General features: G+C 54.8%; 4 protein-coding genes. All 4 read right to left on the bottom strand.

Translation table 11 applies throughout. The features are described 5' to 3' along the window. The coding region (locus tag AC3WJN_RS23995; protein ID WP_492329342.1) for an RHS repeat domain-containing protein at positions 1-3,176 on the bottom strand (3,176 nt) is incomplete at its 3' end. Between the two features lie 54 nt (positions 3,177-3,230). After that, positions 3,231-4,211, bottom strand: a complete 981-nt coding sequence (locus tag AC3WJN_RS23990; RefSeq protein ID WP_007787539.1) for an RCC1 domain-containing protein — start codon at positions 4,209-4,211, stop codon at positions 3,231-3,233. A gap of 16 nt (positions 4,212-4,227) precedes the next feature. Continuing rightward, on the bottom strand, positions 4,228-15,552 hold the full coding sequence (locus AC3WJN_RS23985; RefSeq protein ID WP_492329341.1) for an Ig-like domain-containing protein: 11,325 nt from the start codon (positions 15,550-15,552) through the stop codon (positions 4,228-4,230). Between the two features lie 566 nt (positions 15,553-16,118). Then, on the bottom strand, positions 16,119-17,345 hold the full coding sequence (locus tag AC3WJN_RS23980) for an IS256 family transposase (RefSeq protein ID WP_171506495.1): 1,227 nt from the start codon (positions 17,343-17,345) through the stop codon (positions 16,119-16,121). Positions 17,346-17,539 lie beyond the last annotated feature (194 nt).

The raw sequence follows: 17,539 nt of genomic DNA, 5'->3' as shown, positions 1-17,539 counted from the left end.
CGCCCGTACAGGTCGCGGTAGGTGGTGACGATGTAGCCGTTCGGGGACAACGTTTGCTCGGTCAGGCGCGGCAAATAACTGGTGCCGTCTGAATACGCATTGGCCCGATGGGAGCGGGTCGTTCCCAGGGCGTTCGTGGTCTGGTAGACGAAGCCGTCCCAATCGTAGGCATACGTGGTGCTCTGCGCCTGGTTCCCGTATGGGATCGTGCGGCTGATCTGCATGCCGTCCGGGGTAAACTCGTTTTCTACCAGCGGGCGTTTGCCTCCGCTCGTCCCTCGCTGCTCCTGATAGGCGATGTCTCCGTATGGCGTGTAGTAGGTGATGACCCGAGACGAATCGGGCAAAATTCTCTCGACGATCCCAGGCCCCTCCGCGCTCGTGCCGGATGCGTCGCCGTCCCGATACACGTACGTGGTGGTGCGGGTCGCGCCCTGGTGGCGGAAGCTCTCGGTGAGGACTCTTCCCAGCGTGTCATATTCGTAGGTGACTTTGCTGCCGTTTGGGTACGTCTGGCTTTTTACCTGACTTTGGTTGTCGATCTCGAGCGAGAAGTTCAGGACGTCCGTTTTCCCGCTCTCCAGCTCGATGCCAGCCAACGATATTTGTGTCGGCTGGACGCCGTATGAATCGTATGCGGAAAACGTCTGTGTCCTCGTCTTTCCGCCAAAGTTTTCCGTGATCGAATAAAGCTGCGCATTCGTGTATTCATAGGTTCGCTCGGTAATCTGGCTTTTGTAGCCCGACAAGTTCACCGGGAACGAGTGAATTTCCGTTTCTTTTCGCAGCAAATACTGGTCGTTGTACTCGTAGGAAAGGTTCGAATAGTACGGCTCGCCGGACGCGGAGGTCGCCTGCGTTCGCATGGCCTTTAACTGGGAAAACGCACGGAAGCCTTTTTTGCTCTCCAGATCGTACGTCCAGGTCGTCAAGATGCCGTCTGGCGTTAATTGCTTGACCAGGTGGCCGTAGTCGTCGTATTCGAAGTACGTCTCTTGCGCGTAGTTGTTGATTTTCGCGGCATACGAGGCGCGTTTGGACAAGGTTGGATCTTTCAAATATTGGTGAAAAATAGTCGTATCTGCCACGCCAGAAGCTGGCTCCAGAAAGACGTACTGATAAGTCGGCTTGGTGTGGCTGCCGGAATAGGCGTACGTGGTGTACGTCGTCGGGTTATACGACACCTGGTACTTGGCTCCGGAAATCGAGGCTCCACCTTTGCTGATTCCGGTCGTTTTCACGCTTCTCAAGAGCGGATTTCCATCTGCGTTGATGCGGAACAGGAGCGAACGGGTGTAGCGGGAAGGCTCCGTTTCCGTGACCTGGATCGTATCGCCGTGCCTGTCGGCCATGTTTTTGAGCCGAGGCAACTGGTCCTTGGGCACTTTCCACAGCTCGTAAAAACGGTCGTTGTCCGCATAGCTTTTTTCCAGCTTGTACGTGTTCGTGCCCTTTGGTGTTTTTAAGGCGTAGCTGTACGTCACTTTGTTGACAGGATGGTAGGCGACGTAGCTCAGCGCGTATCTGTCCTGGAAAATTCGCACCAGCCCGTCCTTGAAAGAGGTTTGCTCCAGTTGATACGGGCGGTAGTCGTACTGGATGGACAGCCCTTGCAATGGATAGGTGGCTTCTTGCATGAGCAGGTAGTCGATTTGCTTCCGATTCTTTTTATCTGAATCCCAGAACTTGGGTGACTCCTGGAGTGTCTGGTCGGTTACCAGCTTATCCAGCGTGTATTTTTTGTTCAGATTGAAATACGCGATTCCTTTGGTTTTCGGATTATGGTACGTATAGCGCGCGACCGTGTACGCTTGCGTTCCGCTTCCTGGTACCGGGAGCACTTCCACACGGCTCAACTGCGTGTAAATACTCAGAGCTGATTTTTTTTCGAAATGGTAGCGGATATGCTTGAGCACGGTCGTCTCTGACTTGTCCTTGTAGACGTACAGGTCTTGAGTGAGATCGTTGGTCTGTCTGCTTTTCAGGACGATGTAGCGCCCGACGCTGTCCTCGATGGTCATCAGCTCGCCGTCGCTGTTCAGCGTATACTTGATTGTATCGCCGTAAATATTTGTTTTCACAACAGTTCCGCGGTAAATATCGAACTCGTACTTCACGTTGCGATAATACAAGGTGTAATTGTAGCCCATTCGCTCAATGGACAGCTTGACATCGTTGTAAGGATACTTGAGGACCTGGGTGTGGAGAAATTCAAAAGAAGTCCCGTCTTCCAACGTAATATAATACAAATTGCTTGCCGGATAGTCCTCAATGCGGGTCGAATAGATTTCTTGTCCGGGATTGCGATTATCGTCGCTGACGGACACCCTGTGCCCTCTGGTGACAATCTCCATCCGGGGCACATTGAAATCCCATCCGGTAGCAAACTTCTCGATAGAGGGGTTTGCATCGTTTTTGGACTCTACTTCATCCCAGGTAGGCACGCTGATTTTGCTGCTCAAAGAGTGGTATCTACGCTGCAACACGACATCAAGGCCGTGCTTGCCTTCCAGGTAGACATCCTGCTCGACGAGGTTGGCGGCCCGGTACAATTCGTCTACAGAACTTTCTGTCTTGGAGCGGGCGAAGCGAAACTCCTGTTCTTTTTCTGTGAATTGCACCGCTGGAGGCGTCGTCGTCGACTGGGCTTCCATGCTTTCTTCCAGTTGGCTGAGCTCCTGCATTTTCGCCTGGACGAGCGGAGTCAGTCTGTTTAAAAGCTGTAGCTTGTCCGGTCCGAAAGCACGGAAGCGGGCAAACAGCTCCTCTTCGGAGAATGCTTTTGCTTCCTCTTGTTCTTGCAGAGAAAGGAGTTGCAGAAGATCGGAGTAGAAATAGGCTGCGAATTTCAGCAGGTCTTTGTCATACGTCCGGTGGATTTCGATGGCGGTCTGGACGTCGAGCTGTGTCCAGGTGAGCGCGGCGATATTCGCTTCGGTCAACTTGGCCGGATCGCTTGTTGCGGCTTGTTCCTCTACAGGAGCAAGCTGCTTGTTTTCGATGGACTGCTTGAGTTCCTCTGCGGCTGCTTCCGGAGTCGAGATGGCAACGGGTGTGTCCTGCGATTGCGGCAGCTCGAAAGGTTCGTTTGCCAGTACGGCTCCGGGGGGCAGGAGTGTGACGCATAGGGCAAGGCAGAGCAGGTAGATGAGTGATTTTATGGAAAGGTGTTTCATAGTGCCTCCATAATGGTTAGTTGTCCCCCCTTGGTGAGAAGGGGGGATTGGTGGTTAGGGGAGTGTGATTTTTACTGGTCTGCTGCTGTTCGAAGTTGTACCGTTTCCTACTTGACCATAGTTACCACGTCCCCAAGCATAAATCGTTCCGTCTTTCTTTCGGGCTAAAACATGATACGCATACGATCCGCTAGAAATTTCTTCGATGTCAGTTAAATCTGTTACCTGCACTGGCTGAAGTCGATTTGTACTCGTTCCGTCTCCTAATTGGCCATAACCATTGTATCCCCAAGCGTAAACTTTTCCGTCTACATCCAGGGCATAACCACTTTCATATCCTGTTGCCACAGAGACAATATTAGCAAGAGTCCCTATTTTCGTTGGAGATGACGTATTATTAGTATTGTTATTTCCTAATTGACCAGAGTCATTATATCCCCACGCCCATACAGTTCCGTCTTTTTTGACAGCCAGATTAAAACCAGACCCGGCAGCTATCTCTTTTACATCAGCTATACCTCCTACTTGGAAAGGCTTACTGTATGAGCTGTTTAAAAAATTTCCCCACAACCAAACCGTTCCATCTTTCTTTAGGGCTAATCCATGATTAGTTCCGGCCGCTATCTCGATCACGTCGGTGAGACCAACTGCTTGAACAGGAGTATAACTAGCACTTGTTTTGCCGTCCCCTAACTGACCATAGCTATTATTTCCCCAGCTCCAAACCGTCCCATCAGCTTTTAAAGCCAAGCTAAAGTCACTTCCTGCGGCGATGCGCGTAACGTTTGTCAGTCCTTTTACTTGAACAGGGACATTTTGCTGAATCGTAGTACCATCTCCTAATTGACCGTAAGAATTATCCCCCCAGGACCAGACCGTTCCATCTCCTTTTAAAACAAGAGAGTGTCTAGATCCTGCAGCGCTACTCACTGCATTTTCTGCTGCAGATACAGGGTTTTGTGACAGGGTAAGGATTGTCACCAGTGTCAGGAAAATATTCGTTACTGTTTTTACGATCGTGTTTCTTTTCTTCATTTTGTTTCCCTCCATGTTATTGTCCATTCGTTTTAACAGGAACTGGCCTATTTATCGTTGTACCATCTCCTAATTGGCCTTTCTCGTTTTGGCCCCATGCCCACACCGTTCCGTCTTCTGTGACCAGCAAGGTGTGGCTTCCGCCCGCGGACAGGCGTTTGGCTTGCGTAGCTACTTCCTTGACTTGCACCGGAACGGTGATCGTCTGGTCGTAATAGCGAACCGTGATCGTGGCAGTCCCTGGCGTTCCTCCTGCTGTAATCACCCCGGTGGTATTGACTGCGGCTATCTCGGGATGGCTGCTTTCATATGTGGCCTGTGTGGTGACATCCTGGGTGCTGCCGTTTGCGTAGGTTGCGGTCACTTTCAACGGCTTGCTTTGCGACGGAGGCAACAGGACAGTGCTTGGTGCTGCGGTCAACTGCTTGGCGGAGATCACCAGCATGCTTTTCACTGGTGTACTCCGGTTCTGCATTGTCCCGTCTCCCAGTTGCCCTTTCTCGTTTTGGCCCCATGCCCACATCGTTCCGTCTTGTTTGACCAGCAATGTGTGGCTTCCACCCGCGGACAAGCGTTTGGCTTGCGTAGCTACTTCCTTGACTTGTACAGGAACGGTTATCGTCTGATCGTAATAACGAACCGTGATCGTAGCGGTCCCTGGCGTTCCTCCTGCTGTAATCACCCCGGTGGCATTGACTGCGGCGATCTCGGGATGACTGCTTTCATATGTGGCCTGCGTAGTCACATCCTGGGTGCTGCCGTTTGCGTAGGTTGCGGTCACTTTTAACGGCTTGCTTTGCGACGGAGGCAACAGGACGGTGCTTGGTGCTGCGGTCAACTGCTTGGCTGAGATCACTAGCATGCTTTTCACTGGTGTACTCCGGTTTTGCGTTGTTCCGTCTCCCAGTTGGCCTTTCTCGTTTTGGCCCCATGCCCACACCGTTCCGTCTTCTTTGACCAGCAATGTGTGGCTTCCACCCGCGGACAAGCGTTTGGCTTGCGTAGCTACTTCCTTGACTTGTACAGGAACGGTTATCGTCTGATCGTAATAACGAACCGTGATCGTAGCGGTCCCTGGCGTTCCTCCTGCTGTAATCACCCCGGTGGCATTGACTGCGGCAACCTCGGGATGACTGCTTTCATATGTCGCCTGCGTAGTCACATCCTGAGTGCTGCCGTTTGCGTAGGTTGCGGTCACTTTCAACGGTTTGCTCTGCGACGGAGGCAACAGAACAGTGCTTGGTGCTGCTGCTAGCTGCTTGGCCGAGATCACCAGCATGCTTTTCACTGGTGTACTCCGGTTTTGCGTCGTTCCGTCTCCCAGTTGCCCTTTCTCGTTTTGCCCCCACGCCCACACCGTTCCATCTTCTTTGACCAGCAATGTGTGGCTTCCACCTGCTGACAGGCGCTTAGCTTGGGTTGAGACTTCCTCAACCTGAATCGGAACGGTTATCGTCTGATCGTAATAGCGAATCGTGATCGTAGCAGTCCCGGCCTTTGATCCCGATGTCACTACTCCTGTAGCATCTACAGCGGCTATCTCGGGATGACTGCTTTCATATGTGGCCTGTGTGGTGACATCCTGGGTACTGCCGTTTGCGTAGGTTGCCGTCACTTTTAACGGTTTGCTCTGCGACGGAGGCAACAGAACAGTGCTTGGTGCTGCTGCTAGCTGCTTGGCCGAGATCACCAGCATGCTTTTCACTGGTGTACTCCGGTTTTGCGTCGTTCCGTCTCCCAGTTGCCCTTTCTCGTTTTGCCCCCACGCCCACACCGTTCCATCTTCTTTGACCAGCAATGTGTGGCTTCCACCTGCTGACAGGCGTTTAGCTCGGGTTGAGACTTCCTCAACCTGAATCGGAACGGTTATCGTCTGATCGTAATAGCGAATCGTGATCGTAGCAGTCCCGGCCTTTGTTCCCGATGTCACTACTCCTGTAGCATCTACAGCGGCAATCTCGGGATGACTGCTTTCATATGTGGCCTGCGTAGTCACATCCTGGGTGCTGCCGTTTGCGTAGGTTGCGGTCACTTTCAAGGGCTTGCTCTGCGACGGAGGCAACAGGACAGTGCTTGGTGCTGCGGCTAGCTGCTTGGCCGAGATCACCAGCATGCTTTCGACTGGCGTACTCCGGTTTTGCGTTGTCCCGTCTCCCAGTTGGCCCTTCTCATTTTGGCCCCATGCCCACAAGGTTCCGTCTTCTCTGACCATGAGCGTGTGACCCCCACCCGCTGATAGGGTACGCAACTTGCTGCCCGCTTCTATTTCCTTCCTTACTTTCACCACCACACTTCGCTGCTTCCCAGGAAACTCCACCGCAAGCGTAGCGCTACCCGCTTTGCCTGCCGAGAGCAGTCCGCTCGCGCTAACGGTGGCAACCGACGGGTCGTCTACGGCATACTGCGCTTTGTCGGTGATGTCTGTCTCGGTTCCGTCTGCGTACACGGCCTTGACGACGAGCTGTTTTGACTCTTTTTCCAGCAGCGCAATGTCTTCTGGTACGAGCTTGATATCCACCAGAGCGTTTTCGACTGCGACAGCGACCGGAACGCTGGTGCTCACTCCCCCGTGCGAAATCTGGATGCTTGTGTTACCTGGCTTGACGGCTGTGACGAGTCCGTCTGCCTGGACGGTTGCGACGGTCGGATCTTGGGAGACGTACGCCGCTTGTTTGCTTACATCGGCGGTTTTGCCGTCTTTGTAAGTGGCTGTCACTTGCAAGCTTTCCGTTTTTCCTGCCAAAAGATTCAGGCTGGCAGGGGTTGCGGTCAGGCTCTGCACCGGTTCCTGGGCCTCGGTGATTTGCACAGGCACCGCGACTGTCTTGCCTTCAAACGTGATCGTGACCGTTGTTGACCCGACTGCTACGCCCGTAATTACCCCGCTGGCCGCAACTGTTGCAATCGCAGGCTGGGCGCTTTGATACACGGCTTTATTGGTAATATTCGTCACGCTGCTGTCGCTGTAGGTCGCTTTTACATCCAGTTGCTGGGTGGCCCCTTTTTTGATGCTGACCGCTTGCGGGTGGACTCCCACAGACACGAGGGTGACCAAACTGCCCGAGACCGTGACCGAAACCGTAGTGCTCTTTCCGCCGTACCTGACCGTTATTTGCGTCGTGCCTTCCGCCCGCGCTGTCACGATTCCGCCGCTCTCGACGGAGGCAACCGCAGGGCTATTGCTCGTGTACTCTGCTTGCTGCGTCACGTTCTCCGCGACGCCATTGGAATAGGTGGCGGCGATGTTCAGTTGCCCCTTGTTTCCTGCCGTAAGCGACAGTTGCGCAGGGGTTGCTTTCAGCTCCTGAAGATACGCGCCTTGTACAACGACTTGAGCCGAGGCGCTTTTCCCGTCGTAGGAAGCGGTGATGGTTGCCGTGCCGGGCGCGATTCCCGTGATGACACCTTGACTGCTCACTTGTGCCACAGACGGGTTCGACGTCTGGAAGCTGGCTACGCTGTTTACGTCTTTGCTGCTTCCGTCCGTGAAAAAAGCGGTCGCGTAGACGCGCTGGATTTGTCCTGCCGTCAGCGTGGTTTGCTGCGGGCTGAGGCTGATGGACGACAAGCGGACAGCAGGCGCTTGCACGGTGATCGTGAGTGTTTTCGTTTGGCCGCCGTAGTACAACTGTGCCTTTGTCGTGCCGCCATTGACCGCGTAAACAAGGCCATTGCTGATGTAGGCCACAGAAGGATTCTCCACGACGTACACGACTTGGGCCGTTACATCCACCTGGCTGCCGTTTTCCAACGTCGCCATCACCTTGATCGACTTGGAGCCGCCGGATGACAAGTCCACTTTGTCCAGATCAAGCTTCAAGGCGGTCGCCCGAGGTGGCGGCGCAACGGTTTGCTTCACGCTTTGCAATATGTTTCCATTGTCGTCGTGGGTAAAGCTGACGCTGACCGCGCCGTTTTCCTTGATCGCGGTGATGCGGTTGTTTTGATCGTAGACGTATTCGTACAACGTCCCCCCGGCCAACGGGGCAAAGACGGTAAACCAGATGTTGGCGGGCGCACTGTCTGTATTCGTCAGCCTGATCGTGTAGGTGCCCGTCGCCAGCTCGTAGATCACTTCAGCCGCGCTTGGCTTTTCCTTGGGAGTCACGACGTTTCCGTTGGCGAGCAAGGTCACTGTCGGGTACTTGCCCGTCGGATTTTTCAACTCGGTCACCATGCGATACTTTCCGGGAACGACTGCATTCATGGAAAACTCGACAGATTGCCCCGCCGGAATCGTGATCTCCTTGGCCTGGTTGAGCGCGATGGTTTCACCGCTTGCTTTGGCCAGAAGCGTGGCGTACAGGGAACTGTTGGAAACTATTTGCAGATAATACGTTTTCCCCGCGACAAAAGCCGCACTGACACTTCCGTTCTCTCCTGCAGCGATTTGGTCTTGCGGCTGCAAGGTTGCGCTGCGGAAGACGGAGATTTTGGCATTGGCTAAAGAGCCGGAGTCGTTATTGAGCGTGAACTGGTAAGTCCCGCTCGTCTTCGCCACGATCTTGAAATACTTCGCCTGATTGGCAGGGAAGTGCATGCGAATCGGGCTGTTCTCCTGCACCAGCGTGAAATTTCCTTCCGCCGGCTTCGTCTCCACCGTGATCGAGCTGCTGTAGCTGCTGACGCCGGACGGGCTAATGGCCCAAAGCGTAATCGTGTACACTCTGCTTGGTTGAAGCCCGGTAAACGTGTAGCTGGTGCCGCTCTCCACCGTTCTGCTCAAATTGTTATCCAGTCTGATCCCATAGTTTTGTGCCCCTGCGACCGGATTCCAATAAACTTTGATGGAGGTCGCGTCAGCTTCTACGTTCACAATGGTCGGAGCGCCCGGTTTCTTTTCTACCGTAAGCACACCGTAATATAAAGCTACACTTCCGCTGCTGCTTTTCACTTCGATGTTTTTATACGTGTCTTGCCCCAGTTCCGCTCCTGTCCATCTGAACAGCCAATGTCCGGATGTGCTCGTCGTCGTCATTTTTTTAGCGGCGTTCATCGGATTGACTTTTCCAGAGAGAACCTCTCCTGGCTGCATCCGCGTATAGGTCCCTTCCAGCGTAAACGTCTCGCTCACGTCGATCGTTTGCTTGACGGCAGGCGTAAAAACGACCAGGTTCGGGAGGACATCTACCATGCGGGCAGATTTGACCTCCGACTCCGTCCACGCCCCGCGGTTATCCTGTGCCTGTGCTGTCCAATAAACCGTTTTAAACAGCATGTCCTGGGTGATCGGAAAACGATAGCGCTCCACGATGCGGCGGACTTGGTCCTTCTCCGGAACGACTTCCATTTTTTCGCCCAGCTCATTCCCGCCCGGCGTAAATCCGACGCGAATTTTTTTCGCGACAATCACGTCGGTCACATCGTTTTCCTTGATGGTGTAGTTGATGTGTCCCGTCAGCCCGCCATCAATCGTGACCAGATTCGTCTCCTCCAGCATCGGCGGCTGATTTGTGGTCATCACGCTGAAATTCACTTTCGTCGTGGAACCTTCCACGAACGATGGCACGTCGCCCATGATCGTGCGCAGTTGCGCTTCCACCGTGGCATTTTTCACAATCGAAGAAGTGTCAAATTCATACGACCGCGCTTGCGCAGACAATTTTTCCTTGATCGAGCGCGTAACCATGCCGGATTGCCGGATGTAAATGGTCAGCTCCTGTCCGGTAATCTTGTCGTAGTACCGATTATAGGGAGTCGCATTTATATACTCCCAGGTAAACATCACTTTTTGTCCCTTGCTGAATTCCGCGTTATTTCGCGGAGTTTTCCAGGTGGCATCAATATAGATCGGGTCCTTTTCCTTCGCTTGCGCTCGCATGTCCAGGCGGAAGTCGAGCTTCTCCACCTGCGATTTTTGCGCTTTCTGGTCGACGGCCCAAACCTTTAGGGCGTACAAATCGTCCGGGTTCAAATGTTGCACGGGCACGTGATACAAAAACGAGTGCGCCTGCTCGGAAGCCGTGAACAACGCGATCTGGCGCGCTTCCTGGTCGTCAATTTGGTACCAGACGCTGACCTGGTCCCTTATATTCGAGTCCAGCACCTGGCCGGACAAAATAATGACATCCTCCCCGCTTACCTCACTGATAACTTTTCCGGCTACCGGGGTGGTCAAATACACCTGGGGAGCCGCGTTATCCTGAATCTCGGTGGACAGGTAGCGAATTTCCGGCGTCCACTTGAGCAGGTCGCCCGCTTCGGTTTCTTTGGCGTTCACTTGAAAAGAAAGCTTGTCTCCTGCCTCAACTTCCAGTTCCTCCGCAAACTCCACGCCGATCTCATCGTTTTGCTCGATGGACTGCCAGCCAGAAGCTGGCCAGATTTGCCCGTCGTTTTTCAGGATGCGGACGTTGACGCCGTCTCCCTCGGTTAGTTCGATCATCGAAGCCCAGCCGCTGACGAGAATTTTCCCGGAACGCGGCGCCTCCCAGCGAATGACCGGCTCCGAACCGCCTACTTTCAGCCATGTATTTCCGATTGCTGTATCGCCTTGTTCGCTTTTCCATTCCTCCGTCTCGGCATTCCAGACTAGCTCGGTGTAGTGCTCTCCGTTTGCCTCCAGGTACGACCAGTTGTTTTTCCCTTGCTGATTGGAAAATTGCAGCCAATACGTGTACGCATCGGGAATGGATTCGACAATGGTAATCGCCTTCTCCATGCTCGTTTGCTTGCCGTCTTTTTCCGTGACCAGCACGGTCAGCTTGTGCTCGCCTGTTGGCTGCTGATCGGCTTGCAGCAAATAAGCAAAGCCTGGCTTCTGCGCCTTGCTCTCCGGATGCGTGCGCAGCACGTCTGGTCTGTCCAGCCCGTAGGTGGCTTCGCCAAGGAGCTGCCCATCCAGCAACACTTCCACTTTTTCCAGTTCGCCCGCTGGCACGAACCAGCCGGTGACGTTATACTGCCCGCTCACCACTTCCTGGTCCGCCGGGGTGTCGATAGCTCCGCCTGTGCTTGCGCCCTCGCCCTTCACCTGGACAGGAATCGTCAGCACGATGCCTGCAAAAGAAACAGTCATCGTCGTGTTGCCTGAAGCAAGAGCGGTAACGAGGCCCGACGAATCGACTTTGGCGATCAGCGCATCCTGGATCGCATACACGGCTTCGGCAGTTACGTCCTTCGTGCTGCCGTCGCGGTGCGTTGCCGTCAGTTGCAGGGCGACGGTCTTGTCCTTTTCCAGCTCGATGCTGGTCAGGTTGGCGGTCAGCGCGGCAACGGGGCCAATCGTCACTTCCCTGTCCAAAACAACGCTCTCCACGCCCTCTTTATTGGTCGCACGCACGGTTATTTTGTGCGCCCCTTCGGAAAATTGGAGCGTGTCCAACTGATAGCGAAATCCTGCGTTAGCCTGACGGTAGTGCGGATACAGCGCGGCAATGTCGGGGCGCGGCTCTCCGTATTCGGCCGTGCCCTGGAATTGCCCGTCTACGAGGACGTCCACTTTGGCGATTCCCGCCGGGTCCAGTATCCAGCCTTGCAGCGTGGTCGTGCCGCCAATGACAGCGCGCTCGAACGGAAGCTCCAACTGGCCTTTTGCCTGCTGAGACTCCGCTTCCGTCTCGGTTACGACGACAGGAATCGTGACCGTTTGCCCGCCGTAGCTGGCGACGACTTTGGCCATGCCGACTTTGAGTCCTGTCACGACACCCAGCGGACTGACGTGAATGACGTCGGTATGCTCGTGCGCATACACCGCTTCACCTGAGACCTCCCTGGCGCTTTGATCCTCCAGAATGGCCGTGATCGACAAGCTTTTGCTCGCAGCTTTCGGCAAGACGAGAGGCTGCTCCCCGTACTGCAAACGCAGCGCTGGCGCTGTCTGCCCGATCACGAAGCGTTTCTCCGGCAAAGGATGCTGCTTTCCTTCCTGATCGACGGCGATCACCGCAACCGTATGCTCGCCCGCTTGCAGCCCGGACAGATCAAGCGCATAGCTGAACCCCGCATGGCTGTTTTCATAATCCGGGTGCAGCAAGGCGATGTCTGGTCGAGCGATCCCGGGTGTTGCTATTCCGATGACGGTCCCATCGAGCAAAACATCGTAGCGGGTGACGGGCGCAGACGTTAAAAACCAGCCGGCTACCGTAGTGGAGCCTTGAACGATCGCGCCGTTTACGGGCGTCTCGATCTCTCCTGTAGCTTGCAACGGCTCTGATTCCGTGACCGTAACGGGAATCTGGACGCTCAGTTCTCCGTAGCGGATCGTCACGCTCGTCGTTCCCTGGGCGACAGCCGTTACCAGGCCCTCTGGGCTGACCTTCGCCACTGATGCACTGTCCACCGTGTACAAAGCCAGCTTCGTGACATCGTGCTTGCTCTGATCGGCTAGGACGGCCATGACCGCAAGCTGACGGGTTTTTCCCTGCGGAAGCCGCAGTTCCGTATCGTTCACACTGAGCGCTGTCGCAGGCAGCAACTGGACGACTTGAACACTTCTCGTGCCAATCATCGTCTGCTTGCCGTCCTTGCCTGTTCCTCTGACTGCAATCGTATGTGTTCCTTCCAGCAATCGTCCGGTATCGAGGCTGTATTGGAAGCCGATGTCTCGATCGGAGACGGAGACATCCGAAATCTCGACCTCTGGACGAGCGATGCCGTACGTGGCTTCCCCTGCCACTACTCCATCCACCAGCACCTCGACGTTCGCCACTCCGCCAGAGGCAAAAAACCAGCCGGTCACCGGGTAGACGCCGCTGATCGTGGCGTTGTCTTGTGGGTTGTCTATCCCGCCTTGCGCCAATTGTGCTGCGGCTTTTACCTGGACGGGGAGCGCCAGCGTATGCGTTTGATAGTGAACGGTAATCGTTGTTTGCCCTGGTTCCAGCCCCGTCACAAGCCCGGTAGGCGATACGCTCGCCAAGGCGGGATTTTCGACGGTATAGCTCGCTTCTTTCGTGACGTCCTTCACCCGCTGGTCTTGAAGCATCGCGGAAATGCCCAACTGCTGCGTCTTGCCTTGGGTGACCTCGATTTTGCTCGTGCTCGCCACAATGCTTGCCGCCGCTTCTTCCCGCTCGACCAGCACAGTTCGCTCAGCCAGTACGCGCTCGGTTCCGTCGTTGCTGACTGCTATTACTTTCAGCACGTGTGGTCCTTCCTGAATTTTTGTCGTATCGAAAGCGTATTGAAACCCTGCTTGCGGATTTTCATACTCGGGATACGCAGCTTCAATGTCAGGCCGAGCCAGTCCGGTTCGGGCGTCCCCCAACCGCTCGCCGTCCAGCTCTATCGCGATTTTGGGCACCCCTGCCGGATCGAGGTACCAGCCTTCCACAAGCGTCATGCCTGCTACTGTCGCCTGGTCTGCCGGCTTCTCCACTTCCCAGCGCGCTATCAGCGCTGCTTCTGTTTTGACGTGGACGGGGATGGACAGCGTCTTGTCCTCGTAGGAAACGGTCACAGTCGCGGTTCCCGCCCCGATCGCTTGCACCAGGCCCGTATCGCTGACCGCGGCAACCCCTTCATCCGAAGAGGCGTATGTCGCGAGTGCCGTTACATCTTTTACCGTCTGATCTTGCAAAACGGTGGAAATCAGCAACTGATGCGTTTTCCGGGGAGCAAGCTCCAGCCGCTTGACATCTGCCTGCAAGCCTTCGGCCGCGGGACTGTCGCCAATGTAGAACGTCGTGCCTTCGAGCAGCGTTTGCTCTCCCAGCGTATTGTCGATGGCGACCGCAAGCGTATGCGCCCCGGGCGTCATTTCACGGGTATCCAATGAAAAATGAAAGCCGGCATGCGCATTTTGGTAAGCCGGATATTTTGCCTCCAAATCTGGTCGCGGATCGCCGTACTGCGCTTCGCCGACCGGGACTCCATCCACCAAAATGCGGATTTGCGCAACGCCTGCAGGGTCAAGATACCAGCCTTTGCCCTCGTACAGCCAGCTGACCAGTTCGCCGTTTTCCGGACGATCCAGCCCGCCAAGTGGCGTTAATGGAACAGCCTCGCGCACCGTGACGGAAATCTCGAGCGTCTTGCCTGCAAATTGTGCGATCACTTTTGTTTCGCCTGTTCCGATCCCGCTGACCAGACCAGAGCGGTTGACCTTGGCGATCTGTTCATCCTCGCTCGTATAGCTGGCTTGCTCGGTCACGTCCTGAACCGTGCCGTCTGTTCGCTTCGCCGTCACTTTCAACTGGCGGCTTTCTCCTTGTGTCAACGGAAGCTCGCTGACAGAAGATTGCAGCGCTTCGATCTCGGAATCCGCTTCTTCCTCTTGTCCCAAAGCCGCCTCCAGGTTGAGCAGCCCTTTTCCGTAAAAACGGGACTCTCCGAGCGGGGTAGCGCTCTCTGTCAATAGCTCGCGCACTTCGCGACTCGTAGTCTTTCCCTTCTCAGACCAGATCACAGCCGCTGCCCCGGCCACGTGTGGCGCAGCCAAAGAGGTACCCGAGCGCGTCTGATATTCCCCGCCAAGCGACGTGCTCATGATGTCGACGCCAGGCGCCATCAGGTCGAGTCCTTTTCCGACGCTGGAAAAATCGGCGCGCTGGTTTTCCCGGTCGATCGCGCCAACCGACAACACCTCTGCATACTGGGCAGGGAACAGCTCCGTTTCTTCGCCGATGCCCCGGTTCCCGGCCGCCGCAATGACTAACAGCCCGTGGTCATTGGCCCTTTTGATCTGGTCGCGCAACGCCCGGCTGTCGATATAGCCGCCCGCGCTGATCGAGATGATGTTCAGCTTGTTTTGAATCGCCCACTCAATCCCTTGAATCATGCCCGAGTACGTGCCATGCCCTTTTTTGTCCAACACCTTGATCGCATAAATGTCCGCCTCTGGCGCGACGCCGACAATGCCAAAATCGTTGTCCTTGCCAGCGATTACGCCTGCCACTGCCGTTCCGTGTCCATGGTGGTCGCTGTACCCGGGTTCGTCCTCGATGTAGGAAACGCCGCCCTTGACTTCCAGGTCAGGATGGCTGGAAATCCCGGTATCCAAAATCCCGATCTTGATGTTCTTCCCCATGTACTGCTTGTTGCGGGCTGCATTCGCTCCGATGTGCGCGATGCCCCATGGCACCTGCTGCGTTTGTGCGAGGTCTGTTGCCGCCAGCTCGGTTTCACTGTCCTCCTCGATGTAGGCGACGTTCTGGTCTTGCGCCATCGCCTGCCTCTCGCTTTCCGTCAGTTTGGCTACTATCACCTTTGAACTGAGCTGTTGCACGGACGAGCGCTGAATCGCCCTCACCGTGGCCTTCTCGCTGTTTTTAAAGCCGATCAAGTAGGTCTTGCTGTTTGCGCTCGCCCCTGCATGCTCGGGAACCAGTTGCAGAAGCAGGAGCGAAACGAACAAGAATGCTTGCCACACGCTGATAAAACGGATGAATCTCTGGTTCATTCCGGTAACTCCTTATCTTTCTTAGTTTTCATTTGCCTGCTCGTATGCTTCGCAAGTCAGCCAGCCTGTCCCGTTCGGAAGCCCCCCTCTCTTCCTGCCACAGTTTCAACAATGCAACAAAAATAGTAAAATATTCCTAAAAACACACAGATTGAATTATAATGAATTACTAAAATTGGTTCAATATCATTTTATTAGCTTTTTTCCCTCTTTTTTCAAAAAAAGCGCTCAACTCCAACAAAAAAAACGCCCCTGGCCCCAGGAACGTCTTTTCCACTCGCTTTTCTTTTCCCTACACGCGCATAAGTCCCGCAATCGTCACGTGCGCCGCGCCCGCCACGCGAAGATCAAGTCCATATTTGTGTGTAAATTCGCCCTTGGTTAGAATGAGCCCCCTTCCGTCCCCCGGAGGGGGGAGACGCAGGGGGCACGCCCCCTGCACCCCGTCACTCGCCGTGTGGCAGCCCCAGCAACGGATTGCTGGGCCTATCAAAAGTGTGTTGAAAAGAGCCTGTCAAGGCTACATGGAACGCTTCGCGGCCTTGACAGGCTACGACAGGCGTCGGTCAACCGATGCGCGTCACTTTGGCACTCATGTTAGCGGCCTGTGATTCACGCCACTCCAGATACTCGGCCATATCCAGATACCTTCTCCCGCTTGCCCACTTCTCATCGATTTCCATGAGCAAAGCACCGATCAGCCGCAGAGCCGATTCACGGTTCGGAAAAATCCGAATCACCCGTTCACGGCGGCGGATTTCCTCGTTCAGACGCTCCAGGCCGTTTGTCGTGCGAAGCCGTTTCCGATATGGTTGGGGCAGCAGCAATACAGCCGTAGCATCTTCGAAGCCCGCCTCCAGAACGGCCATCGCTTTTGGTGCTTTCGTTTCGTACATTTCAATCGTCTGGTTTAGGAGCAACCGTGCTGTATCCATATCCGGGGCATCCAACATGGCCCGAACCCGACTATACACCTCGTCTTGCAGTGCTTTCGGCGTGGCGTCCAGAATATTGCGCAGGAAGTGCGTTTGGCACCGCTGCCAGGTGACTCCTTGGAATTGCTTGCGAATGGCTCGAACCAATCCACCATGGTCATCGGACACCACGAGATCAACGCCTCGCAGCCCACGGCTTTTCAGCCAGCCAAAAAACTCACTCCAACTGGCTTCTGACTCACTGTCACCAAGCATCACACCCAATACCTCCCGGTAGCCATCGGTGTTGACACCCATGCCAATGAGAGCACCTCGTGACCGCACCCGACCGTCTTCGCGCACCTTGAGTACCAAGGCATCAACGATGACAAAGGGAAACGAAGTGTCATGAAGCGGACGGTTGTTCCATGCCGTTACGACAGGATCGAGCTGTTTGCACAGTTCTGACACCGTGGATTTCGAAAACTCCGTGCCACACAACTCCTCGGTGATCTGGGCCACCTTACGGGTCGACACTCCGTTGACCACCATCTCCATCAAGGCGAGCACCAAAGCCTGTTCGCTGCGTTGGTAACGGGCAAACAACTCTGTCGAGAACTTCCCACCGCGAATCCGGGGGACTCGAAGCGTAATCGTTCCTACGCGAGTCGTCAACTGGTGGGGATATGAGCCGTTCCGATAACCTTGGCGATTTTCCGTCCGTTCGTAGGGTTCCGCCCTCAGTTGTTCTGTAGCCTGGGCTTCCAGCACTTGGTTCAATACGGATTCCAGCAGTTTGGCCACTCCCGCATCCTGAGAATTCCCTAAAAAAAGCTGATGCAAAAGCTTGGAATCTACGCTAATCTGGTATTGAGCCATAACAAAAACTCCTCTCTTAAGAATGGTGTCTGCAAACTTCATTCTAACCGAGGGTTTTTGAAATGGCTCTCTTATTTTTAAGAGACTCCATTTTTACACAATTATACGGACTCAACTCACGCGAACAACCGGGTCCTGCCCAGTCGTGTCTACCGTCACGTACAACGTTCCCGGACGGTCGATGGCGTGGCCTT

Source organism: Brevibacillus sp. FW306-2-1A-C05A (assembly GCF_058781555.1).
The sequence above is the reverse complement of the archived record's forward strand: the minus strand, read 5'-3'. Positions and strand labels throughout refer to the sequence as shown.